Source organism: Rahnella sp. ATs2, assembly GCF_051851855.1.
GTDB classification, from domain to species: Bacteria; Pseudomonadota; Gammaproteobacteria; order Enterobacterales; family Enterobacteriaceae; genus Rahnella; species Rahnella variigena.
The window spans coordinates 20843-43938 of the sequence record NZ_JBLYPL010000011.1 but is presented as its reverse complement, the minus strand read 5'-3'; the positions used below and the strand labels follow the sequence as shown (position 1 = coordinate 43938).

Sequence of the window (23096 nt, the reverse complement as noted above, 5' to 3'; positions counted from 1 at the left end):
ATAACCCTGAAGCGAAAGGGGAGATTTGCGCGATGGTGCGCAAGTCTGACTTAAGCGATACGTTGCAGGTCGACTTTTTGCTCGCAGCGACGGATAGTCACCGGAACAGCTTTGGAGGTCGGGGTGTGGGTCTGGTCGCCAAAACTGGACATCGGCACCAGCGGATTGGTTTCCGGATAATAAGCCGCCAGATTACCGCGCGGAATGTCGTAACTGACCAGTTTGAAGCCGGTAACTTTACGCTCGATACCGTCGTTCCACAGCGTTTCTATTTCCACCAGTTCGCCGTCTTTCAGGCCTAAATCAGCCAGATCCTGCGGATGGATGAACAGCACTTCGCGCTGGCCGTAAACGCCACGGTAACGGTCATCAAGGCCGTAAATGGTGGTGTTGTACTGGTCGTGCGAACGCAACGTTTGCAGGGTGAACGGCGCATTTTGATCGCCCATCGGGATCAGCACGTCCGGCAACGGAGCCGCGCTGAAATTCGCCTTGCCGCTGAGCGTGTTGAAATTCAGTTCCGCTGCCGCATTGCCCAGATAGAAGCCGCCTTTGATATCGCAGCGTGCATTGAAATCTTTAAAGCCCGGAATGGTCGCTTCGATGTGGTCGCGGATCAGGTTGTAATCGTCAGCCAGCGCCATCCAGTCGAGGTATTTATCACCGAGAACGGCATTGGCGATACCGCAGACAATCGCGGTTTCGGAACGTTGTTCTTTCGATAACGGAATGCCGACGCCTTCGGACGCATGTACCATGCTGAAGGAGTCTTCAACGGTGATGAACTGCGAACCGGTGGCTTGCATATCCAGCTCAGTACGCCCCCGTGTTGGCAGGATCAGTGCTTCTTTGCCCGGTGTCAGATGCGAGCGATTGAGTTTTGTGCTGATTTGCACAGACAACTCAAGATTACTCAGCGCCCGTTCGGTGCGCGGTGTGTCCGGTGCCGCCGCTGCCAGATTACCGCCGAGGCAGATCAGAACTTTGGCTTCTTTACGCAGCATCGCTTCCAGCGCTTCAACGGTGTTGTGGCCCGGCACGCGTGGTGGCGTGAATTTAAAGTGGCTTTCCATGGCATCGAGCAACGCTTTTGGTGCTTTTTCATCGATGCCCATGGTGCGGTTGCCCTGTACGTTACTGTGGCCGCGAACCGGACACAGACCGGCGCCCGGTTTACCGAGCTGACCAAACAACAGTTGCAGGTTAGTGATTTCACGCACGGTCGGAACGGAGTGTTTATGCTGCGTTATGCCCATCGCCCAGGTACAAATCACGCGTTCGGCGTTCATATAAATAGACGCTGCTTCACGCAGATCCTGTTCGCTCAGACCGGACTGTTCGGTGATTTTTTCCCAGCTGGTGGCATCCACGACGGCCAGATACTCATCCACGCCAACGCTGTTAGCCGCAATAAAATCTTCATCGAAAAGGGAAGGCTGACCGGAAGCGATACGCTCACGGTGAGTCTGCAACAGCGCTTTGACGATACCGCGCACGGCGGCCATATCGCCACCAAGATTCGGCTGATAATACGCCGCACTGATGCGACCGGCTTTAGGTGTGACCACTTCCAGCGGTTTTTGCGGATCGGCAAAACGTTCCAGACCACGCTCACGCAAGGTGTTAAAACTCACCACTTTTGCGCCACGGTCAGAAGCATGACGCAGGCTGTGCAGCATACGCGGATGGTTGGTGCCCGGATTCTGGCCAAAGACGAAAATGGCATCGGCTTTTTCAAAGTCATCCAGACGGATAGTGCCTTTACCGACGCCGATACTTTGTTTCAGGCCGACACCGCTGGCTTCGTGACACATGTTTGAGCAGTCAGGGAAGTTGTTAGTACCGAACATGCGGCCGAAGACCTGATACAGATACGAGGCTTCGTTACTGGCGCGGCCGGAGGTGTAAAAATCTGCCTGATCCGGGTTTTCCAGACCTTTCAGATGACTGGCGATCAGCGCAAATGCGGCGTCCCAGCTGACAGGTTCATAATGATCAGTTTCGCGGTTATAGCGCATCGGGTGAGTCAGGCGTCCCTGGTATTCCAGGAAATAATCGCTTTGTTCGCGCAGCTTGCTCACGCTGTGTTGGGCGAAGAATTCAGGCTCAACGGCTTTACGGGTGGCTTCCCAGCTGACGGCTTTCGCGCCGTTTTCACAGAAGCTGAAGGTGCTGTGGTTATCATCGCCCCAGGCACAGCCCGGACAGTCAAATCCGCGACCTTTGTTAACACGCATCAGGTTACGCAGATTAGACAGAACTTTTTTACTGTCGAAGACGAAACGGGTGGTTGATTCCAGTGCACCCCAGCCGCCGGCCGCGCCGTGGTAGGGTTTGATCTCAGTTTTGAATTTCATAATTATGCTTCGCAGGTGATTTTTGTCTGATTTAAAACAACCGCAACGATGAATTGTTAACCGGATTGTTAATTTTATGTCACAAGTTTAGGAGGGGTATGCGTTGCCGTCTAATCGAATGCCATGATGGTGTGATAGAAGCGCTCTATCGCAGGAAAATATCGGGGAATAACGCAAATAGCGTCTAAAAATCAGGGGCGGGAGCGCACTGCCAATCAGTTTGAAAACAGCGGGTTGTGATAATGAAAACTAATGACCTCGCGCGATGTGGTTTTCGGCTGAAATTAACACAAGTTGTAACAGTATCGTTTCATTATGAAATGCTTAGCAAAAGACTAAGGGTTTTTCTGCGAGTAGTTTTAGTGCAACCTATGCCGCAGATTTTGAATCCATAGGTTTTTTGTATAGAGTGCGGCTCAGTTTATGCCCCGACTCTGTAGCGCGTTTAAGGAAGATTCAGTGAAACGTAGTGTAATTAGTGTCTTATCTTGTGTATTGATGTTCTCCGCAGGCAGTGCGAAAGCTATCGCACCACTGGATTTCCCTGTTGTCCCGCCGAGCATTGATGCAGCTTCTTTTGTGCTGATGGATTATGCCAGTGGTGATGTGCTGGCCGCCGGCAACCCGGACGACCGCCGCAATCCGGCAAGCCTGACCAAACTGATGACAGGTTATGTCATTGACCGCGCACTGGATCATAAAAAAATCACCATGGACGATGTGGTCACCGTGCCTCAGGAAGCCTGGGTTGCTGGTAACAAGAGCCTGGAAGGTTCTTCGCTGATGTTCCTCAAACCGGGTGACCGGGTGAGCGTGCGTGATCTGATCCGCGGCATCATCATCACTTCCGGCAACGATGCCTGTGTGGCGATGGCCGATTATGTCGCGGGCAGCCAGGACTCATTCGTTGGCATGATGAACCAATACGTCACCAGCCTCGGCCTGACCAATACGCATTTCGAAACCGTCCACGGTCTGGATGCACCGGGTCAGTACACCACGTCTTATGACCTCGCGAAGCTGTCCCGCGCCATTATCGGCGGTGAGCCTGAGGAATATCGTATGTATGCCGAGAAATCGCTGACGTACGACAACATCACCCAGCAAAACCGTAATGGCCTGCTGTGGGATAAAAACCTGCAGGTGGATGGCCTGAAAACCGGTCACACCGAAAGCGCCGGTTTCAACATCATCGCCTCTGCGACGCAGGGTGATCGCCGTCTGATTGCCGTTGTCATGGGCGGTAAAAGCTCAAAAGGGCGCGAAGAACAGGCGCGTAAACTGCTGACCTGGGGTTTCCGCGAATACACCAGCAAACAGATTTTCAAAGCGGGTCAGACCGTTTCGGATGAGCACGTCTGGTTTGGTGCCGCTCCTCAGGTGAAAGTAGGTTCCCTCAGCGATGTGTTTATCAGCGTGCCGCAGGCTGACGCCGATAAACTGAAAGCGCAGTATGTGCTGACCAATCCGCAGATTGACGCGCCACTGAAAAAAGGCCAGGAGCTCGGCAACATTAATATCGTGGATAACGGCAAAGTCATCAAAACCGTGCCGCTGGTGGCACTGGAAGATGTCGCAGAAGGCGGCATCATCAGCCGTGCGATTGATTACGTGAAACTGAAAATCTGATTCGATTTTCTGAACGTAAAAGGCGCCGCTGCGGCGCCTTTTTTGTCCCTGAGATTCACATCGAACTTCCCGGCCTGAAAATCGAAAATTGTCACAAATGATTGTTAACAAGGTGTAATTAATTTTGAAATCACCGGGTGAATGGCTCACATCCGCCCGGTGAGTGTGCAAAATTTCAGAAAACTTTGGAGGAGAAATCGGTTTTCACTTCGCTTTCGATGTAGGTATTTAAGCCCCATCCGGCACGGGCCAGTTCCTTCATCTTCTCAAGATGCTCAGGGCCGGGATGGCGGATGTCGTAGAGATAAACGTGGTTATTCTTGAAACGGACTTTGATTGAATTGGCATCAATCTGGAAGCTGACGACCTGTGAATCACCGCTTTTATTGGCGTAATTTTCCATGCTGCATCCTGTTAGCTAAGCCTGATTTCTGGCGACGTCTTCTATTAACCACGTCCGGCTTTCAGTTACAGGGTGATAGTTCACATTATCAGCACGTTAAGTCGGATGATTGGCGTAATGAATGGCGGGAGGCAGAAATAGCGAGGTGAACCGGCACCTGCTGATCGCCGGTGCCGTCGTTTTGATGTGGTTATTTCAGCAGGAACGAGTGATCAAACGTACCGGTGACATTCAGAGCGACGGGCAACAATCCCTGCTCATGATAGAAATCCGCCGTTTGCTGTTGCTGCGTTTCAGTCGCGGCATCAATCGGTTGCCAGTAGGATTTACGTCGCTCAAATCCGAGTTTCGCCGCATCCAGCGGGAAGCCGATGATTTTCGCCAGCTTATCGCTATATGCATCCAGATTCTTATATGCCCAGATTTGCGCATCGCTCAGACGTTGCAGGTAGTCGGCAATCGCCTCACGTTTGGCTTTATCTTTAAGCGCGGTATCTGTTGCCGCCAGGAAACTGTTGCCCGACCACAAATCGCGGCCATTCACCAGAACCCGCAGATGATCCTGTGTTTCGGCGAAAGCGGTGTAGGGTTCCCACGTTGCCCAGACATCCACGGAACCCTGGGTCAGCGCCAGTTTGGCGTCGCTCGGCGGCAGGAAACGGAAGGTCACGTCTTTGGCCGTCAGTCCGGCAGATGCCAGCGCTTTTAGCGCCACGAAATGCCCGATGGAACCGCGGTTCGTGGCAATACTTTTACCTTTTAAATCTGCCGCACTTTTAATCGGGCTGTCCGGTTTTACCAGCAGCGCGGTGCCATAAGCATCCGATTTATCCACGGCAATGGCTTTCACTTGCGCGCCTGCGGCTTCGGCAAATAACAGGGGGGCATCACCGATAATACCGACGTCCACCGCCTGCGCATTCAGCGCTTCAGCCAGCGGTGCGGCGGCAGGGAATTCTGACCACTCAATTTTGTACGGCAGATTATCCAGTTTATTGGCCGCCTCCAGTTGCGCGCGCATATTGCCTTTCTGGTCGGCCACCCGCAGGGTGATTTGTTCGGCATTGACCGCAAAGGCGCTGCCAATCAGCGAAACCAGCAGCAGAAGATTTTTCACATTCACTCGCATCACGATTCCTTATACCAGCGTGGTGGCGGCGGTTTTATTTTGTGCCTGACGGGCAGCGATTTTCTGCCTGGTCAGCGGGATCAGATTTTTGCCGTACTCGGTGGCGTCGTTGAGCGGATCAAAACCGCGGATCAGGAACGTGGTGATCCCCAGATCGTAATATTTCAGCAGGGCATCGGAGACTTGTTCCGGCGTGCCGACCAGCGCGGTGGAGTTTGAACCGCCGCCAATCAGTCCGGCAATGCCGGTCCACAGGCAGGAATCCAGACGGTCGCCTTGTGCTACTGCCTTCAGTAAACGCTGTGCGCCGACACTTTGCGGTTTAGCCGCCAGCGCCTGACCTTTTTCAGCCTGTTGTGCGGTGGCTTTCGCGAGGATTTCGTCGGCTTTGGCCCAGGCTTCTTCCTCGGTTTTACCGAGGATCGGGCGGAATGAAATACTGAAGTCGATCTCCCGCTGATGTTGTGCCGCAGACGCTTTCACCGCTGCGACCGTTTCCGCAGCACTTTCCAGCGGCTCACCCCAAAGCGCGAACACATCTGCCTGTTTTCCAGCAACGCGAATGGCGTCATCAGAAGATCCGCCGAAAAATACCGGCAGCTTTTTCTGATATGGCTTAATGGCGGAGAAGGCGTTTTCCGCCTGATAAAACTCACCCTGATGATCAAAGCCCGTTTCCGAATACCAGCTCTGTTTCAGCACATCGATATATTCGTCCGTGCGCTGATAGCGGCCAGATTTCGGCTCGAAATCGCCGTCACGACGCTGTTCGGCGTCACTGCCGCCGCTGATGATATGTACGGCGACGCGTCCTTCCAGCAGGTGATCCAGCGTGGCGAGTTTGCGCGCTGCCAGTGTCGGGGCGACAAAGCCCGGACGATGTGCCAGCAGAAAATGGATACGGGAAGTGCTGGCACCGGCGTGCGCCGCGACCAGAAATGCGTCAGGCTGATCGGAGGCGTAAGCCACCAGAATGCGGTCAAAACCGGCATCTTCATGGGCTCTGGCGAAATCGGCGATGTATTTTTTATCGAAAATCGGGCCTGTAGGCGGGATGATTTCAGAAGCCAGACGATGGCCGATCATACCAATAAATTGCACGCTCATAAGCTGTCACTCCTCAGATGAGGCCAGCGAATGAAGGTCTGCGCTGGCCGGAGGTATCACCTTAAACGGCAACCTACTATGTGAGAAATTCATTATCTTGATAAGCTAATATGAAAAATGTGCATTACAGGGCGTGAGAGAAAATAAACGGAGTTGCCCAGCGGGATCGCACGGGTGAATTATTTTCGGGAGAAGGGTTTAAAAGGGGGGGTATCAGAGATTAACCCTCCCTCTGAAAGAGGAAGGGGCGGAGCAAAACGATTCCGTGATTGCTATGTTACTGGGAATCCTGGCTGGTGCCGGTTTTCGGGCTGGCAGTAGAGGTGTCTCCTGCATCCGCAGTTTTGGTGTAAACAATTTTCTGGCTGTCATTACCGCAATGGCCGACGACCTGACCACCGCTCTGGTCAGCCTGATCGTTAGGAACGATGTCCAGTTTGAACCCGGATTCAGGCAAACCGTTTGCCACAATTTTTTGGGTAATGTCTGCTTTGACGCTTTCACAGGATGCCTGTGCCATCAGAGGTGCAAACATCACGACAGCGAGACCAGCTAAGAGTGTCTTTTTCATCATTCATTCCTTTTATGAGAACCGGCGAATTACTTATTATGAGAAGAAAATAATTATCTAAAGAATAAGTTTAGCAGATATGCCGTGGCGGTAAGATTTACCGCCACGGGTGAGAGACAATCTGGAAGGAAATTATTACGGCGCCATCAGCTGACGGCCTGTACGGCGGTCGAGGCAGCGTTCAGTGTTCGGTTCCCAGTACGCATTGATGTTTTGGCTGGCTTCACATTTATCGCGCAGATCTATGGCGTTGTCATATTTGGAGAAATCCTTCTCGTTGCGCTGATTTTTCATCGCACGCAGACGCTGGGTTTCATTCCACTGTTCTTTGCTCTGACGTGCTTCTTCGTTGGTCATGGCATCATTGCCGGTACCGCCAAAGACACAGGTTCCCCCCGCACAGTTGGTGGCAGCTTGCACAGGAACCTGCCAGCCGACGGTCATGGCCAGCAAAGCAACAGGAAGCATGGCGCGCGTCAGTCGGGTTATAAACGTTGTATTCATTAGCTAATCCTTTTAATTTACACATCGCTCAGGCGAATCATTGAATTATAACACCCACCTGAATGGCGTCACCCTTTGCCTGTAAACTGGTTGATATCTTATTGAAGTCCGCACTGTAAACCTGGCTCAACTATGCTCAAAACATCTTTACTCTTCTTTGCCACGGCGCTGGCGGAAATCATAGGCTGCTTTTTACCTTATCTCTGGCTGCGCAAAGGGGGCAGTATATTGCTGCTGCTTCCGGCGGCTCTCAGTCTGGCGGCGTTTGTCTGGCTGCTGACCCTGCATCCGGCGGCGAGCGGCAGGGTATACGGGGCTTACGGCGGTGTGTATGTCATGACCGCGATGTTGTGGCTGCGGTTTATCGATGGCGTAAAACTCAGCACCACCGACTGGCTGGGCGCGTGCGTGGCGCTGGCGGGGATGCTGATCATCATTTCAGGCTGGAAAGCGTCATAAGCGATTACTGCGACAACCTTTCCATCAGCACAATGACTTTCTGAATCACGATTTGCGCAGCGCGGGACAGCTGACGGCGGGGCGCAACGCACAGAGCCAGCGTCAGCGGTTTGGCTGTCCGTCCCTGCAGCGGCACAAACGTCAGCCGCTTTTCCTGTAAATCAGGCAAAACATCCAGCAGGCTGAGCACGCCAACACCGGCACCTTTACGAATGAGTTCGCGCATCATGCGCACGTCATTACAGACGATCGATGGTGTTTCCAGCAGCTGATAGCGGTTGTACAGCAATCTGGCGCGGGCATTCACCATCAGCGGTTCCGAGGGAATGATCTGCCGGTAGGAGGCGATATCGCTGAAAGACAGCGATTCCTGATGTGAAAGTTCGTGTCCTACCGGCATGGCAATGCCGATGGGTAATTCTGCGAAAGCCCGCACTTCAAGCCCGGTATGCTCCACCGGATCCAGTAACAATCCGAAATCAACCTCCGCCGAACTTACCTGTTCGCTTATATTCCGGCTGTCTTCTATACGAATATCAAATGTCAGATAAGGATGTTCTGCGCCTACTTCCGCAATCAGCTCCGCCACCATGCCTTCGCTGAGTGCTGCGATCATCGAAATAGTGACGTGTCCGCGCCGCAATCCCTGGATCTCATCGAACCGTTCCTTTGTGCGGGAAAATTCTTTTCGCCAGCGTCGGATGTCATCAAACAAAATTTCGCCCGCAGAGGTCAGTTTCAGACCGGTGGGCAGGCGTTCGAATAATGGGGTTTCCAGCGTCTGTTCGGCCTGCAATATCTGCCGGTTTATGGCCGAGGCGGAGACATGCAGCACTTCTGCCGCTTTGCGCAAACTTCCTGTTCGGGCGACTTCAGTAAAATATTGCGAAAAACGGGAGAATGGGGACATGGGTGTACTAATTTATGCAGTGAATAAGTGAGATATCTATTATGGACTGCATCACTCAATTTTCCTAGATTGTGCGATGCCCCTTTGTAAAACAATCACCTCAGGTTGTTTTACAGTCAAAATGGGCAAATGACAGGGTTCGTCAAAACACGTTTTAGCTCGTGTGCCGCTATCAGTGATGGAAAGCGGGGCGAACGGTGGCATTTGCACCGCTGGCACATGATCGTGTTTTGAAAAACAACACTAATAACAAGCGTGCATGTTTGAAAACCAGACTCAACGTGATCATGCGACCAAGAGATACCTTCTCATGTTAGAAAAACTATTTAAGTTAAAAGCTCACCGTACCAACGTGCGGACTGAGATTGTGGCAGGACTGACTACATTTTTAGCAATGGCCTATATTCTGTTTGTTAACCCGTCTATTTTGGGCGCGACGGGGATGGATAAAGGCTCTGTATTTGTGGCAACTTGTCTTGCTGCCGCAATCGGTTCCGCACTGATGGGCTTTATCGCCAACTACCCGATCGCACTGGCGCCGGGGATGGGCTTGAACGCCTTCTTTACCTATACCGTCGTGTTGCACATGGGTTACACCTGGCAGATCGCATTGGGTGCAGTTTTCCTCTCGGCTTGTATTTTCTTCGCGTTATCTATTTTTAAAATCCGCGAATGGATTATCCGCAGTATTCCGTTGCCATTGCGTTCGGCGATTGCGGCGGGTATCGGCTTATTCCTGGCGCTGATTGCGCTGGAAAACGCCGGTATCGTCATTGCTAACCCGGCAACGCTGGTCGGTCTGGGCGACCTGACCAAGCCTGGCCCGCTGTTCGCGATGCTCGGCTTCATTCTGATTGTGGTGCTGGAAGCGCGTAAAATCACCGGTGCGGTGCTGATCGGCGTGCTGGCCGTGACTGTTCTGGCGATTGCCCTGGGGTATTCTCCGTTCGGTGGCGTGATGTCTATGCCTCCGTCGATTGCGCCAACCTTCATGCAGCTGGACATCAAGGGCGCATTCAACGTTTCGCTGATAAGCGTGGTGTTCGCGTTCCTCTTCGTGGATGTGTTCGATAACTCCGGAACCCTGATTGGCGTGACCAAACGTGCAGGGCTGGCGGATGAAGACGGCAATATCCCTAAAATGGGCCGTGCGCTGGTGGCTGACAGCGCCGCTGCGTTGTTTGGTTCTCTGCTGGGGACGTCGACAACCACCAGTTATATCGAATCCGCCGCGGGCGTGAGTGCCGGTGGACGTACCGGTCTGACAGCGATTGTGGTCGCAATTCTGTTCCTGCTGAGCCTGTTCTTCGCTCCGCTGGCGGGCAGTGTCCCGGCATTCGCAACCGCACCGGCGCTGCTGTTCATCGCGGTTCTGATGACCTCCGGTCTGGCAGAAATCGACTGGAAAGATATTACCGTTGCTGCACCGGTCACCGTGACTGCGCTGACCATGCCATTCACGTACTCTATTGCTAACGGCATCGCGTTTGGTTTCATCACCTGGACGCTGGCAAAACTGCTGACCGGTCGTGCGCGTGAACTGAATGCAGCGCTGATTGTGCTGTCCATTCTGTTCGTGATTAAACTGGGCTGGCTGAGCGCGTAATACGCATTCAGTTATCAGAAAGGCGCGGGCACGTTTGCCGTGCCTTTTTTGTTGGCCTGAGAAAATGCAGGAAATAAAACAGGTAATAAAAAAGCAGCCGAAGCTGCTTTTGTTGTAAATCAGGAAGCAGTATCACGCTTCGCGATGTACCTGCAAGCCTGCCAGAGACTGGCTGACTGGCATCATTTCAATGCTGTTGATGTTGACGTGCGCAGGCAGGGTTGAAACCCAGAATACCGATTCTGCGATATCTACAGCGGTGAGCGGGTTGGTGTTGTCATAGGTCTTGCTGACTTTCTCATCGTCGCCTTTGAAACGCACGTTAGAGAATTCAGTTCCGCCGCACAGGCCCGGTTCGATGTTGGTGACGCGCACATGGGTGCCATGCAAATCGGAGCGCAGATTCAGGCTGAACTGACGGACAAACGCTTTGGTCGCGCCGTAGACGTTACCGCCAGCATAAGGCCAGTTACCTGCGGTAGAACCGATGTTGATCACATGACCGATATCACGCTCTACCATGCCCGGCAGAACTGCGCGGGTCATGTACACCAGACCTTTGGTATTGGTGTCGATCATCTTGTCCCAGTCTTCCAGCGACGCTTTATCGGCTTTTTCAAGACCCAGCGCCAGACCGGCGTTGTTGACCAGCACGTCGATGTTACGCCAGTCAGCAGGCAGGCTGTCGATAGCGTCCTGAATGGAAGCGCGGTTAGTCACGTCCAGTTCTACTGCGTAAAGTGCGTCTCCCAGCTCGGCTTTCAGATCATCCAGGCGCTCTTTACGGCGACCGGTTGCAATCACTTTGTGGCCTTCTTTAACAAATCGACGTGCGATTTCTGCACCAAATCCGGCGGTAGCGCCGGTAACAAAAATAATCATCCCGGTATTCCTCTGTTTTAAGCAAGGTGCGCTTGAGGCGCACAAAAGAAACTCTGTAAGTATTAACACAAAAATAACGAGACCGGCATCATCAACCGGTCTCAGTGCGTATCATTTTGTTGCGGTTACTTTTTCAGATACGGCGCGATCAGCGATAAGTCCGCCGCAGAAAGGCGGTCGGGTGCGGTTTGCGCCTGATGCCAGTAAGGATACAACAAAGGCAACTGGCTGACTTTATTAAGTCTTTCAATTTCTTCGTTATTGAGGGTTAAGTCAGCGGCGAGCAGGTTGTCCTGCAGCTGTGCGTCAGTACGTGCGCCGACAATGACAGACGTGACTTGCGGACGGGCAATCAGCCACGCCAGCGCAATCTGCGCCGCAGACACACCGCGGGCTTCAGCGATTTCCACCAGCACATCGACCACATCGTACAGTGCGCTTTCATCGCGCACCGGCGGTTCGCCCCAGTCAGCCAGATGGCGCGTGCCTTCAGGTGCCGCCTGATTACGGCGATATTTACCGGAAAGCAGACCGCCCGCCAGCGGACTCCATACCAGTACGCCAAGTCCCTGATCTTGCGCCACCGGCAGCAGTTCATACTCAGCTTCACGCGCCTGCAGGGTGTAATGAATCTGCTGGCTGACGGGGCGGATATAATGATTCGCCTGCGCTACGCCCAGTGTTTTCATAATGTGCCAGGCGGAAAAGTTCGATACGCCGACGTAACGCACTTTGCCGCTGGAAACCAGATCGTCCAGCGCGCGCAACGTCTCTTCCAGCGGCGTCAGGCCATCCCATTCATGCAACTGATACAAATCCAGATAATCGGTGTTAAGACGTTTCAGGCTGGCTTCACAGGCACGCAGAATATGGTGGCGGGATGAGCCGCGATCGTTCGGGCCTTCGCCCATCGGGAAGCGGGCTTTACTGGCGACCAGCACGTCGTGGCGTTTGCTGCCCAGCGCCTTGCCTAAAATCACCTCTGATTCACCGCCTGAATAGACATCCGCGGTATCGAACAGATTAACGCCGGCATCGAGGCACAATCCAATCTGGCGCTGGGCGGTACCGACGTCAGTTTGTCCGGTTTTGGCAAATTTGCCCTGACCACCAAACGTCATGGTGCCCAGGCTGAGAACTGAAACTTTCAGACCAGAATGGCCTAACAAACGGTATTCCATGGTATTTCTCCATTTTTCGGAAACGTGATTTCAGTCTGACTGTGCCTTTATTTTTCCGGCACAGCCTGTCGGGGTACAGATTCTTTTTTACGCCTTATTTCATCGCCTGCGGTTTTATCGAGTGTCAGGCTGTCGAGCGTGCCCGCCAGCGAAAACAGACCAATGATGATAAAGGCAATGTGAAACGTGTCGATCTGCAATGTCTCGCTGGCCGGTAAGAAGTGTCCGGCAATACGCAGGGAAAGCGCGCCGATGGCAATTCCGAGGCCGGTAGAAAGCTGCTGAGCCGTATTAAACAACGTATTCGCGCCGCTCATTTGCCCGGCCGGAACCTGCGAAAAAGCCAGTGTATTGAGTGCCGTGAACTGCATGGAGCGGGTCATGCCACTGGCGAACAGCAGTAACAGTGTCAGTGCGGTCGGGACCTGAGGCGTGAGCAACGCACAGGCAAAAATAGTCACTGAATTCAGCAGGCCGTTAACCAGCATAATCGACTTAAAGCGGAAACGATGCAAAATCGCCGAGGTAAAAGGCTTCATCGCCAGATTTCCGGCGAAGACCGACAGTACCAGCAAACCCGCATCAAAGGCGCTCATGCCGTAGGCCAGCTGGAACATCAGCGGCAGCAGGAAAGGCAGGGCGCCGATGGCCACGCGAAACAGCGATCCACCATAAATTGTGACGGCGTAACTTTTAATGTTCAGCGCCACCAGCGGTAACAGCGGATACGCGGCACGTTTTGAATGCCATATTGCCAGTGCGCCGGTCATCAGTGCAGCGCCGATCATGGCGAACGGTTTCCAGTCAATATTCCCCTCGTTGAATTTATCCAGCCCGAAGATCAGCCCGAGGCAGGCAATGCCGGTCAGTACGAAACCAGTAACATCAAAGGGCACGCCTTTTTCGCCTGGGATCTGCGGGATAAGCCTGCGTGCAAACAACAATGCGACCACGCCCAGCGGAACATTGAGGATAAAAATCCAGTGCCAGGAAGCGTAAGTGGTAATGAAACCGCCGAGCGGTGGCCCGAGGATTGGCGCCACCAGCCCCGGCCAGGTGATGGTGGCGATAGCGCGGATCAAATCCGATTTTTGCGTATTTTTCAGTACCACTAAACGCCCGACCGGTACCATCAGCGCACCAGCGAATCCCTGCAACATGCGCGCAGCCGTAAAGGTGCCGAGACTGACGCTGGCGGAACATAGCACGGAGGCGAGAGTAAACAGAACAAGCGCCATCGAGAACACATTGCGCGTGCCGAAACGGTTAGCAATCCAGCCACTGGCGGGAATAAAAACGGTCAGCGTCAGAATATAGGCCGAAACGCCGATGTTCATATCCACCGGATGCACGCCGAAATCTTTCGCCATTTGCGGCAGCGCGGTGACGATCACCGTGGCATCGAGGTTTTCCATAAAGAAAGCCCCGGCGACCAGCAGTGGCAACGCAGAACCTGCCGGAAGTGAGAATTTTTTGTTTGAGAAGAAGCTCATAGAAGGTAAGCGCGCTAATGAATCAGGCAAGGTCTGAGCATAGCGCATCGCAGGATAGCGTCAATGATTTAGCGTCTCCCCCGGATAAGGGGGAGAACAAAGGAGTAAGACTCAGACTTCCGCCAGCCTTTCACCCGTCGCCGCATCGAACAGATGGATCGCTTCGCTGTTGGCTTCCAGATACAACGGCTGATCGGCGCTGACGCGGGCGCGTCCGGCAAACTGAACATGCAGCGGGAAACCGCTCCAGTCGATATGCAGCAGACTGCTTTCACCGGTGACTTCAAGCAAGCGCAGCGTGGCTGCCGGTTGTACGCTGTGCTGCACCGGTCTGATATCGTGCGGTCGCAGGCCGAGGGTAACCGGCTGTCCTTCGGAATGCCGTGCCTGCAACGCCCATTTTTGCGGCAGTGCGAACCACAGCTGATTGCAGGTCACGCCCGGCTGACCGTCGATATTCTGGAATACGCCATTGAGCAGATTCATTGGTGGCGAGCCGATAAAACGTGCCACAAAGGTATTCACCGGTTTGTCGTAAATCGACAGCGGGTCGCCTTGCTGTACGATAAAACCGTCTTTCATCACCACGATATTATCGGCCAGCGTCATCGCCTCTATCTGATCGTGCGTCACATACACCGTAGTGGTACGGAACTGCTGATGCAGGGATTTGATTTCTGCCCGCAATTCCATGCGTAACTGGGCATCGAGGTTGGAAAGAGGCTCATCGAACAAAAACACTTTCGGATTACGCACCAGCGCACGGCCCATCGCCACGCGCTGACGCTGACCGCCGGACAAATCTTTTGGCAGACGTTTCAGCAGATGATCAATCCCCAGCACTTTCGCGGCCTGTTGTACTTTGGCTTGCTGTTCAGCCTTTGGCACTTTTTTCACCTGCATGTGAAACGCCATATTCTCAGCCACGGTCAGATGCGGGTACAGCGCGTAACTCTGGAACACCATCGCAATATCACGATCCGCAGGGTCAAAATTATTGATCTGCTGTTTATCGAGCAGAATGTCGCCGTCAGACAGTGATTCCAGCCCTGCCAGCAGGCGCAGCAACGTGGATTTTCCGCAACCAGACGGGCCGACCAGTACGGTGAAACTGCCGTCAGGAATGGTCAGATCCAGCGGTTTGAGGACCTGCACTTTGCCATAATGTTTGGCGACTTTTACCAGTTCAACCAGAGCCATTTAGATTTTCTCCACAAGGCCAAAAAGCGATTGCCAGTCAGGATAACGGCGCGGGGAACTGCTGATCGCACAACCGGCGACGCGCACCCCCCATTTCAGCGCCGTGGCAGGCGGCAGGCCATAAATCAGCGCGGATAAAAATCCGGCGTTAAAACTGTCTCCGGCACCGATGGTATCGACCACATCGACCGGTTCAGCGTGCTGATGCAACGTCAGGTTTTTCGCCCATAAGCGCGCACCCTCCGGCCCGCATTTCGCGACGCAAAAAGCATTCTCAGCCATCTGCGACAGTAACCCCAGCGCCGCAGGATCCAGCGTTTCAGCGTCCGCCAGCCCGAGCGTTTCGACTTCATTGAGCAGCAGCGCATCGCAGAATGGCAGCCAGTTTGCCGCCTGTTCACGTAACGCGTCGCTCCAGTCTTCCGGCGGCCAGCCACTGTCGACAGCCACCTGATAACCACGCTGTTTCAGCGCTGCCAGCAGTTGCGGATAGTCAGCGTAAAGCGCGGTACACAGCCAGGTGCCGCACAGCAATACCCAGTCACCGGACCGGGCGGTTTGCGGGATTTGTGCCAGTACGTCCTGCATGGATAAACGGACGATATGTCCCTGATTGCTGAAAAACGTGCGCTCGTGATCCGGATGCGTCACGCCAAAGGTCAGCGAGGTTTCGCAATCGTAGGTCGGCCAGAGCGGTGCGCTTTCCGGGAACATAGCCGCCAGCCAGTCGCTGAACTGGTCATTGCCCTGATTCGCCACCAGACGAAAGGGCGCTCCCAGCGCCGAGAGCGCCAGTGCGCAGTTTCCCGCAGAACCGCCTGGGCGCAGTGAGCTGCTTTCGAGCATCGCTTCGGTGCCTTTTTTCGGCCATTCATGCAGCGTGCTCATGATCAAATCCACGTTGATATTGCCCGCCACGTACAGCGTGGCGCGGGTGTCCGGTCGGGTAGTCATTGATGAGGTTTCCCTGATGTTCATAATCAGCCCTTACTGCCGCCGGCGGTTAACCCGCTGACCAGCGTTTTTTGCAGCCAGAGTGCAATAAAGAGCGGCGGAATGGCCGCAAGAATGCCGACGGCGGCAATCAGCCCGTCATCGGTGGCGCGCCCGGCAGTGAAACCAGCGATGGTTACCGGCAGCGTCTGGGCGTTGATATTGTTGGTAAACAGCAATGCGTAGAAAAATTCATCCCACGCCAGCAACCAGCCGAACATCGCCGAAGCACCCAGCGCCGGTTTTGCCAGTGGTAATGTGATGCGTAACAACACCTGCCAGTAACGAAGCCCGTCGAGGCGTGATGCCTGTTCGATATCCACCGGCAACGCATCAAACTGGTTTTTCAGCATCCAGGTCAGGAACGGTAAAATCATTGAGCAATACACCAGGATTAGCCCGATATGCGTGTTCAGCAGAGTCAGCTTTTCCAGGATAAAGTACAGCGGTAGCACGAAGGCCACCGGCGGCACCATGTAAATCGCCAGACTGCCAAACAGCCAGCCGTCGCGACCGGGATAACGGGAAAAACTGTAGGCGGCAGGAATGGCCAGCAGCAGGGAAATCACCGTTGCGCCACAGGCGACCAGCAAACTGTTACCGAGCGCGTGCAAGAACAATGCACCGGGCTGACCTGCCTGCAAGGTCAGCAGGCTGGCGTAACGACTGAAATCCCAGTGGCGCGGCAGCCATTCAAGCGGAATACGGGTCAGGTCTTCCGCCGAGCTGACGCTCATCAGGAACATCCATAACAGCGGTGCAATAATCGACACCGCCAGCACCAGTGCGGCGAAATAGCGTAAAACGAGCCGGATTTTCTGTTTCATTCGGCGCTCCCTGAACGACGCTGGCGCAATAACATCACCATATAAATCAGAATAAGCAGGGCGCAGATCAGCGTCATGAGAATGGCGTAAGCCGCGCCGCTGCCTGCACGCAGATAGCTGAAAGATTCCTGATAGACAAAGAAACTGACGGTTTTTGTGCTGTCGAGCGGGCCGCCTCGTGTCATGACATAAATGATGTCGAAGATTTTAAACGCATCGATAGTGCGCAGGATAAGCGCCACGGCCAGCGGGGCGGCAATCGCCGGTAAGGTGATTTTACGGAAACGACGGAAAGCTGATGCGCCGTCAAGTCGCGCCGCCTCGAACAAATCTTCCGGAATGGTTTGCAGCGCCGCCAGCACCAGCAGGGTGATCAGCGGATAGTTCTTCCAGATATCAGCGAACATCACGGCATTAATGGCGGAAGACGGGTCACCCAGCCAGCTGCGGTAAGTATCAATCAGCCCGAGCTGGGAAAGCAGGGCGTTGATGCTGCCGTAATCCGGATTGAAATTCAGCCGCCACATCGTCGCGTTGACGATAGTTGGCAGAGCCCATGGCAAAATAACCAGCACGCGCAGGGCGCTTCGTCCCCAAAATTGCTGGTTCAGCAACAGCGCCACCAGCACGCCGATAATGCCTTCAATAATCACTGAAACCACGGTGAAATAGAGTGTGCGCCAGAGTGCAGCGCGAAAATCAGGATCCGTCAGGGCATAGATAAAATTATCGCTGCCCACCCAGTTGGGCGCAGAACCGTCACCAATCAGGCCGGCATCGGTAAAACTGAGCCACAGCGTGCGGGCCAGCGGCCAGGCAGTCAGCAGAAACATCATTAGCAGCATGGGTGCCAGAAGCAGCCAGGCCTGACGGCGCTCGCGTTGGGGTAAAGTCAACATAATGAATTTCCGTGGTGTTGGTACGCCCGTCAGGCCGGAACCTTCAGGGCGTTGTGTTGGCTTTTAAAAACTCAACGTAAACGGTCAGCGGCAGTTGTTGCGGCTTCCATACCGTCTTTTGCCGGGGTTTTACCCTGCAATACCGCCTGAATGTTTTGCTGCAAAATGTTCGACAGACGTGAGTAATCCGCCGTCACAGGACGCGATAACATCACGTTCAGCGAGGTTTTCGCCGCGGCGATCAACTGCTCCTGATCTTTCTGTACCGCCGGATCTTCATAAGAAGATTTCCAGATTGGCAGGCTCAGTTTGGCGTATTTATTTTGTACCGGTTGCGAGGTCATATAGCTGATGTATTCCCACGCCTGATCCGGATGCGCGCTGGCTTTGGCGATGCCCAGACCCATCGAACCGTTAACGCCTGAAGCGCCACCTGCGGCTTCACCCGGTGCCGGGATCACGCCGACGTCACCCGCGACTTTGCTCTGTTTCGGGTCGTTGGCCATGTTGTACATGTACGTCCAGTTCAGTGCGAAAGCGGCATCGCCGTTGGAGAATGACTTACGCACATCTTCTTCCAGATACTCGCGGGAGTTCGGGTTGGTCAGCCCTTTATCCAGCGTCTCTTTCATATAATTGATGGCTTTCATCGCGCCTGAATTGGTGAAATTCAGTTTGCCGTCTTTATAGAAATCGCCCTTAAACGCGGAAACCAGCGTGGTGTAGTCGCACAGCAGCGCTTCGGACTGTGACCAGCTCCAGACCAGCGGATATTTCACGATGCCTTTTTCTTTGAGGATCTCAGATTGCTTCTCAACGTCAGCCCAGGTGGCAGGCGGGGTGGTGATCCCGGCTTTAGCCAGCATGGCTTTGTTGTAATACAGATATTTGGTGTCGAGGATCCACGGCATTCCCCAGCGTTTATCTTTGTAAGTCACGGTAGAAATCGCGCCGTCAAAAATCTTGTTGCTTTCGTCCGCAGGAATACGCGCCGTCACGTCCTGCAACAGGCCGTATTTGTTGAATTCAGCAGGCCAGATGGCATCGAATAACACCACGTCGTAGCCTTTGTCTCCGGCACCGCGTGCGGCAACGATTTTGTCATGCAGCGCTTCGTAAGGCACAAATTCGAGATTCACTTTGATATCCGGATGCTGCTTAGTGAAATCTGCGGTCATGGCACGGATATCCGCTTCGCTGTACGCCGCCTGCGTCATAAACAGGGCACTGAGCGTGGTGTCCGCCAGCGCATTGACGGAATATCCCAGGGTGAGAGCAGAGAGGGCACACAGGGTGGCCGCAGGGGAAAGTCGTAGGCTCATCGTCATTCTCCGAAACAGGGTTAAGTTTATTAAATCAATTTGATTGCTTTAATCGGCTAAAAAAAATGGGAAGGCATAGTTCTGCCAGTCCCTGCGTCCCTGCCGGATTGTGCTACTGGATCTGAAGGTGAATCTTAAAAACATTGGAAAGCGAATAGTGACTGGCGATTATTATTAACATGGCAATAACATTCAAAGCTGTGATGGCACCGTCATATTCATATTCTGTTATTTATAAAATCAATTTGATTGCTGTAATCAGTGACAGCATACTGCCCGCAGGTCTCCTGTGGGGTACAAGCCGTGATAACAACTTCTGGCACCAATCTTGAGCACGCCCGTGCTCACAATCGTCGGGTGGTGATTGAAGCCATTCGCCTTAACGGTGAACTCACCCGTGCCGAAATTGCCCGGCTGACGTCACTGACTCCGCAAACCGTTTCTAACATCGCTACCGAACTCGAGCAGGCGGGGATTTTGTCATCCCACCTGCCGCGCCGTGCGGGAGGGCGTGGTCAACCAGCAACGCCACTGACACTCAATCCTGACAGCGCCTATTCTATCGGCATCCATCTTGATCATCAGTCGCTGCTGATTGTGCTGGTGGATCTGACGGGAACCGTCCGCTTTCGCAAACTGATCCATGTACAGAAACCTCAGCCAGAGCCCACGCTGGCTCTTATCGATCAGGTTCTGCAAGAAATGCGCCAACAGGTGAAAATTGACTGGCGAAAAATCCTGGGTATGGGTGTGGTGATGCCGGGGCCGTTTGGCGTGGAAGGGATTTCGTCACAGGGGCCGACCACACTGCACGGCTGGGATCACATTGATATTGAAGCCCGTTTAAGCGCCGCGACCGGCTGGCCGGTGACGCTGGAAAACGATGCCACCGTCGCCGCCATTGGTGAGCGTTTTCACGGTGTGGCTAAGCAATTATCGTCGTTTGTGTATCTGTATATCGGCACCGGACTCGGCGCAGGTATCTTCACCGACGGGCGGATTTACACCGGTCATGCACACAATGCGGGCGAGGTCGGCCACATTGTGGTGCAACCGGGCGGTCGGGAATGCTATTGCGGCAACAAAGGTTGTCTGGAACGCTATGTTTCTTTGCAGGCCGCGTACGAAGCCTGCGGTCTGGATCCGATGTCTGCGATGCCGGAAGACCTGCTTAAAGTGGATGAAAAGCTGTTTGATCAATGGTTGGATACCGCTGCCGAACCGGCGTTGCAGGCCATCAATATTATGGAATGCGTGTTCGATGCGCAGAGCGTGGTTATCGGCGGAACGATGCCTAAGCCTCTGGTGGAGAAGCTGATCCGGCGTCTGACACCACTCTACAGTTCGGTCCGCAGCCGCTACGCACAAAGTGCCCGCATCCGTCTCGGCATGTCCGGCAGTGACACGGCAGCATTGGGTGCGGCGGCACTGCCGATCTTCGACGAATTCAATCCGCAATATGAGGTGTTACTGAAGTAGAGTTTCCTCTAACCCTAAAAAACATCCACACGGTCTGACCGATCGGTCAGATTTGGCATACGCTTTGCACATGTTCTGTTATCAATCATGAACGTGAATGTTGCAGAGAAGGTAAATGCCATGAGTCAGATCATCACCCGCGCTGTACGCGGCAATTTCTTCGATATCCGCGAGCCGGTGTTGCGGCCGGAAGATTTTGAAGCGCAGGTGCGCTATATCGAAGACGGCCTGATGTTGCTCAGCGGCGGTCATATCGTCTGGCTGGGCAGCTGGCAGGAGGGTGAAGGCAGGCTGGCGCTGGCACAAAAAACCGCAGGTCTGGAAATCGATGATTATCGCGACAAACTGATCGTGCCCGGTTTTGTCGATACGCATATCCACTATCCGCAAACTGAAATGATCGGCGCTTACGGCGAGCAACTGCTCGAGTGGCTGACCCGATATACCTTCCCGACCGAACAGCAATATCACTGCGCGGATTATTCAAAGCGCATGTCGAAATTCTTCCTCGGTCAGCTGTTACTCAACGGCACCACCACGGCGCTGGTGTTTGGCACCGTGCATCCGCAGTCGGTCGACGCACTGTTTAAAGAGGCATCCGACATCAATATGCGCCTGGTGGCAGGCAAAGTGATGATGGACAAAAACGCCCCCGATGCCTTGCTGGAAACCCCTGAAGAAAGCGAGCGTGATACGCGCGCATTGATTGCGCGCTGGCACAATCGTCAGCGCCTGAGCTACGCACTGACGCCACGTTTTGCGCCGACATCTTCGCCGGAGCTGTTGCAAAAAGTTCGACTGCTGAAACAAGAATTCCCCGATGTCTACATGCATACCCATCTGAGCGAAAACGTTGCCGAGCTGTCGTGGGTGAAAGAGATGCACCCGGAACATCAGCATTATCTCGACGTTTATCATCAGTACGGTCTGACCGGCGAACGCTGTGTGTTTGCGCACTGTCTGCATCTGGATGACAGCGAATGGGATTGCCTGCACGACACGGATTCGACCATTGCTTTTTGTCCAACGTCCAACCTGTTTCTGGGAAGCGGCCTGTTTAATTTGCAGAAATCCTGGCAGAAGCAGGTGCGTGTCGGGATGGGCACGGACGTCGGTGCGGGTACCACTTTCAATATGCTGGAAACACTGTCGGAAGCTTATAAAGTCGGACAACTTCAGCGCTATCGTTTATCCGCCTTCGAAGCCTTCTATCACGCCACACTCGGCGGCGCGCGGGCACTGCATCTCGACGACAAGATTGGCAATTTCAACGCCGGTAAAGAGGCCGATTTCGTAGTGCTCGAACCGGGTGTCAGTGCATTACAAAAATTGCGCGCATCCAACAGCAAAACGCTGGCCGAAAAGCTGTTTGTGCTGATGACGTTGGGTGACGACCGCAATGTTTACTGCACGTATGTCGATGGCGAACAGGTCTATGCGCGGAATGCTTTGCAGGGGGAATGTTGCGCATGATGAACAACGAAACCGGTGGCAAAGTCCGTGTTGCACGCGAGCGCACGCTGGAAAATATCCACGCTGCCGCGATTGCGGAATTCAGTGAAAAGGGCTTTCAGGGCGCGACGACCCAGGCCATTGCCCGGCGTGCGGGGATCAAAAAAGCCCAGCTGCACTATTACATCGCCGGGAAAGAAGAGTTGTACGAAGAACTCTTGCAGAAAGTACTGAAAGTCTGGGGCGACATCATCCAGTTTGACCCGTCGCTCAGCGAGCCGCAAGCGGTGCTGAGTCGCTATATCCGTAACAAACTCAATTTCAGTTTTGATCAGCCCGAACTGTCGCGCATTTTCACCAGCGAATTGCTTGGAGGCGGTCATTATCTTCACAAATACTGGCCGCAGGCCACGCAGAATATCACCGGCAAAGAGAACCTGATCCATCAGTGGATTGAGCAGGGCAAAATCCGCGCGCTGGATGCCCGTCTTTTCATCATGCATATCTGGGCGGTGACGCAGTATTACGCCGATTTTGCGGTTCAGGTGAAGCATATGTACGGCAATTTTGAAGGCGATGAACAGGCGCGTGAGCACATTATCGATGAAGTGACGACACTGATTCTGAACGGCTGTAAAGCCTTTGCTCCTCCCCCTGCGAAGGGGGAGGACGGGAGGGGGTATTAAGGGCTGA

General features: G+C 53.8%; 21 protein-coding genes. 6 read left to right on the top strand and 15 right to left on the bottom strand.

Annotation, left to right across the window (positions count from 1 at the left end; all coding sequences use genetic code 11):
- Nucleotides 1-50: 50 nt before the first annotated feature.
- Complete coding sequence (locus ACJY2G_RS13680) at nucleotides 51-2357, bottom strand: FdhF/YdeP family oxidoreductase (protein WP_439291826.1); 2307 nt, start codon at nucleotides 2355-2357, stop codon at nucleotides 51-53.
- A gap of 459 nt (nucleotides 2358-2816) precedes the next feature.
- Between ACJY2G_RS13680 and ACJY2G_RS13675 the strand changes: the two genes are divergently transcribed.
- Nucleotides 2817-3986, top strand: coding sequence for a serine hydrolase (locus tag ACJY2G_RS13675; protein ID WP_112288586.1), 1170 nt, complete (start codon nucleotides 2817-2819; stop codon nucleotides 3984-3986).
- Between the two features lie 175 nt (nucleotides 3987-4161).
- Here ACJY2G_RS13675 and ACJY2G_RS13670 read toward each other — a convergent pair whose 3' ends face one another.
- The 5 genes from ACJY2G_RS13670 to ACJY2G_RS13650 all read right to left on the bottom strand — a co-directional run bounded on the left by ACJY2G_RS13670 (nucleotide 4162) and on the right by ACJY2G_RS13650 (nucleotide 7700).
- Nucleotides 4162-4389: a hypothetical protein gene (locus ACJY2G_RS13670; protein ID WP_015697366.1), complete on the bottom strand. Its 228-nt coding sequence runs from the start codon at nucleotides 4387-4389 to the stop codon at nucleotides 4162-4164.
- Between the two features lie 190 nt (nucleotides 4390-4579).
- Nucleotides 4580-5518: an ABC transporter substrate-binding protein gene (locus ACJY2G_RS13665; protein WP_430320217.1), complete on the bottom strand. Its 939-nt coding sequence runs from the start codon at nucleotides 5516-5518 to the stop codon at nucleotides 4580-4582.
- A gap of 9 nt (nucleotides 5519-5527) precedes the next feature.
- Entirely contained in the window at nucleotides 5528-6625 is a 1098-nt protein-coding gene (locus tag ACJY2G_RS13660) for an LLM class flavin-dependent oxidoreductase (protein WP_430320218.1), read from the bottom strand.
- Between the two features lie 277 nt (nucleotides 6626-6902).
- Complete coding sequence (locus tag ACJY2G_RS13655) at nucleotides 6903-7196, bottom strand: DUF1161 domain-containing protein (RefSeq protein WP_430320219.1); 294 nt, start codon at nucleotides 7194-7196, stop codon at nucleotides 6903-6905.
- Nucleotides 7197-7331: 135 nt separating this feature from the next.
- Entirely contained in the window at nucleotides 7332-7700 is a 369-nt protein-coding gene (locus ACJY2G_RS13650; RefSeq protein WP_430320220.1) for a DUF1283 family protein, read from the bottom strand.
- A 132-nt stretch (nucleotides 7701-7832) separates the two neighbouring features.
- On the opposite strand from ACJY2G_RS13650, the gene ACJY2G_RS13645 reads away from it, so the two are divergent.
- Nucleotides 7833-8159 carry a YnfA family protein gene (locus tag ACJY2G_RS13645; protein WP_430320221.1) on the top strand — a complete coding sequence of 109 codons (327 nt, stop codon included), beginning with the start codon at nucleotides 7833-7835 and terminating at the stop codon, nucleotides 8157-8159.
- Between the two features lie 4 nt (nucleotides 8160-8163).
- Here ACJY2G_RS13645 and ACJY2G_RS13640 read toward each other — a convergent pair whose 3' ends face one another.
- Complete coding sequence (locus tag ACJY2G_RS13640; RefSeq protein WP_430320222.1) at nucleotides 8164-9069, bottom strand: LysR family transcriptional regulator; 906 nt, start codon at nucleotides 9067-9069, stop codon at nucleotides 8164-8166.
- Nucleotides 9070-9379: 310 nt separating this feature from the next.
- On the opposite strand from ACJY2G_RS13640, the gene ACJY2G_RS13635 reads away from it, so the two are divergent.
- A complete protein-coding gene (locus ACJY2G_RS13635; RefSeq protein ID WP_112288579.1) occupies nucleotides 9380-10675 on the top strand; it encodes an NCS2 family permease in 1296 nt (431 codons plus the stop codon).
- A gap of 132 nt (nucleotides 10676-10807) precedes the next feature.
- On the opposite strand, the gene ydfG is transcribed toward ACJY2G_RS13635, so the two are convergent.
- The 8 genes from ydfG to ACJY2G_RS13595 all read right to left on the bottom strand — a co-directional run bounded on the left by ydfG (nucleotide 10808) and on the right by ACJY2G_RS13595 (nucleotide 19472).
- Nucleotides 10808-11557, bottom strand: coding sequence for a bifunctional NADP-dependent 3-hydroxy acid dehydrogenase/3-hydroxypropionate dehydrogenase YdfG (gene ydfG, locus ACJY2G_RS13630; RefSeq protein ID WP_112288578.1), 750 nt, complete (start codon nucleotides 11555-11557; stop codon nucleotides 10808-10810).
- Nucleotides 11558-11682: 125 nt separating this feature from the next.
- Nucleotides 11683-12738, bottom strand: coding sequence for an aldo/keto reductase (locus ACJY2G_RS13625; RefSeq protein WP_120162551.1), 1056 nt, complete (start codon nucleotides 12736-12738; stop codon nucleotides 11683-11685).
- Nucleotides 12739-12785: 47 nt separating this feature from the next.
- Nucleotides 12786-14231, bottom strand: coding sequence for an MFS transporter (locus ACJY2G_RS13620; RefSeq protein WP_430320223.1), 1446 nt, complete (start codon nucleotides 14229-14231; stop codon nucleotides 12786-12788).
- A 111-nt stretch (nucleotides 14232-14342) separates the two neighbouring features.
- On the bottom strand, nucleotides 14343-15431 hold the full coding sequence (locus ACJY2G_RS13615; RefSeq protein WP_430320224.1) for an ABC transporter ATP-binding protein: 1089 nt from the start codon (nucleotides 15429-15431) through the stop codon (nucleotides 14343-14345).
- Nucleotides 15432-16385: a carbohydrate kinase family protein gene (locus ACJY2G_RS13610; protein ID WP_439291825.1), complete on the bottom strand. Its 954-nt coding sequence runs from the start codon at nucleotides 16383-16385 to the stop codon at nucleotides 15432-15434.
- Between the two features lie 26 nt (nucleotides 16386-16411).
- Nucleotides 16412-17251, bottom strand: a complete 840-nt coding sequence (locus tag ACJY2G_RS13605) for a carbohydrate ABC transporter permease (RefSeq protein ID WP_120162554.1) — start codon at nucleotides 17249-17251, stop codon at nucleotides 16412-16414.
- Entirely contained in the window at nucleotides 17248-18150 is a 903-nt protein-coding gene (locus ACJY2G_RS13600; protein WP_112288573.1) for a carbohydrate ABC transporter permease, read from the bottom strand. The genes ACJY2G_RS13605 and ACJY2G_RS13600 overlap by 4 nt, the downstream gene beginning before the upstream one ends.
- Nucleotides 18151-18221: 71 nt before the next feature.
- Nucleotides 18222-19472: an extracellular solute-binding protein gene (locus ACJY2G_RS13595; RefSeq protein ID WP_112288572.1), complete on the bottom strand. Its 1251-nt coding sequence runs from the start codon at nucleotides 19470-19472 to the stop codon at nucleotides 18222-18224.
- Nucleotides 19473-19778: 306 nt separating this feature from the next.
- Between ACJY2G_RS13595 and ACJY2G_RS13590 the strand changes: the two genes are divergently transcribed.
- From ACJY2G_RS13590 to ACJY2G_RS13580, 3 genes are all read left to right on the top strand, one after another.
- Nucleotides 19779-20951: an ROK family transcriptional regulator gene (locus ACJY2G_RS13590; RefSeq protein ID WP_208644628.1), complete on the top strand. Its 1173-nt coding sequence runs from the start codon at nucleotides 19779-19781 to the stop codon at nucleotides 20949-20951.
- 120 nt (nucleotides 20952-21071) lie between these two features.
- Entirely contained in the window at nucleotides 21072-22424 is a 1353-nt protein-coding gene (gene guaD / locus ACJY2G_RS13585; protein ID WP_430320226.1) for a guanine deaminase, read from the top strand.
- Complete coding sequence (locus ACJY2G_RS13580; RefSeq protein WP_430320227.1) at nucleotides 22421-23089, top strand: TetR family transcriptional regulator C-terminal domain-containing protein; 669 nt, start codon at nucleotides 22421-22423, stop codon at nucleotides 23087-23089. Before guaD ends, ACJY2G_RS13580 begins: the two co-directional genes overlap by 4 nt.
- The last annotated feature ends 7 nt before the right edge of the window (nucleotides 23090-23096 follow it).

Excerpts from the sequence above, each read along its gene's own strand:
- ACJY2G_RS13680 (WP_439291826.1), bottom strand. The coding sequence starts at position 2,357 with ATGAAATTCAAAACTGAGATCAAACCCTACCACGGCGCGGCCGGCGGC.
- ACJY2G_RS13670 (WP_015697366.1), bottom strand. The coding sequence starts at position 4,389 with ATGGAAAATTACGCCAATAAAAGCGGTGATTCACAGGTCGTCAGCTTC.
- ACJY2G_RS13665 (WP_430320217.1), bottom strand. The coding sequence starts at position 5,518 with ATGCGAGTGAATGTGAAAAATCTTCTGCTGCTGGTTTCGCTGATTGGC.
- ACJY2G_RS13660 (WP_430320218.1), bottom strand. The coding sequence starts at position 6,625 with ATGAGCGTGCAATTTATTGGTATGATCGGCCATCGTCTGGCTTCTGAA.
- ACJY2G_RS13655 (WP_430320219.1), bottom strand. The coding sequence starts at position 7,196 with ATGAAAAAGACACTCTTAGCTGGTCTCGCTGTCGTGATGTTTGCACCT.
- ACJY2G_RS13650 (WP_430320220.1), bottom strand. The coding sequence starts at position 7,700 with ATGAATACAACGTTTATAACCCGACTGACGCGCGCCATGCTTCCTGTT.
- ACJY2G_RS13645 (WP_430320221.1), top strand. The coding sequence starts at position 7,833 with ATGCTCAAAACATCTTTACTCTTCTTTGCCACGGCGCTGGCGGAAATC.
- ACJY2G_RS13640 (WP_430320222.1), bottom strand. The coding sequence starts at position 9,069 with ATGTCCCCATTCTCCCGTTTTTCGCAATATTTTACTGAAGTCGCCCGA.
- ACJY2G_RS13635 (WP_112288579.1), top strand. The coding sequence starts at position 9,380 with ATGTTAGAAAAACTATTTAAGTTAAAAGCTCACCGTACCAACGTGCGG.
- ydfG (WP_112288578.1), bottom strand. The coding sequence starts at position 11,557 with ATGATTATTTTTGTTACCGGCGCTACCGCCGGATTTGGTGCAGAAATC.
- ACJY2G_RS13625 (WP_120162551.1), bottom strand. The coding sequence starts at position 12,738 with ATGGAATACCGTTTGTTAGGCCATTCTGGTCTGAAAGTTTCAGTTCTC.
- ACJY2G_RS13620 (WP_430320223.1), bottom strand. The coding sequence starts at position 14,231 with ATGAGCTTCTTCTCAAACAAAAAATTCTCACTTCCGGCAGGTTCTGCG.
- ACJY2G_RS13615 (WP_430320224.1), bottom strand. The coding sequence starts at position 15,431 with ATGGCTCTGGTTGAACTGGTAAAAGTCGCCAAACATTATGGCAAAGTG.
- ACJY2G_RS13610 (WP_439291825.1), bottom strand. The coding sequence starts at position 16,385 with ATGACTACCCGACCGGACACCCGCGCCACGCTGTACGTGGCGGGCAAT.
- ACJY2G_RS13605 (WP_120162554.1), bottom strand. The coding sequence starts at position 17,251 with ATGAAACAGAAAATCCGGCTCGTTTTACGCTATTTCGCCGCACTGGTG.
- ACJY2G_RS13600 (WP_112288573.1), bottom strand. The coding sequence starts at position 18,150 with ATGTTGACTTTACCCCAACGCGAGCGCCGTCAGGCCTGGCTGCTTCTG.
- ACJY2G_RS13595 (WP_112288572.1), bottom strand. The coding sequence starts at position 19,472 with ATGAGCCTACGACTTTCCCCTGCGGCCACCCTGTGTGCCCTCTCTGCT.
- guaD (WP_430320226.1), top strand. The coding sequence starts at position 21,072 with ATGAGTCAGATCATCACCCGCGCTGTACGCGGCAATTTCTTCGATATC.
- ACJY2G_RS13580 (WP_430320227.1), top strand. The coding sequence starts at position 22,421 with ATGATGAACAACGAAACCGGTGGCAAAGTCCGTGTTGCACGCGAGCGC.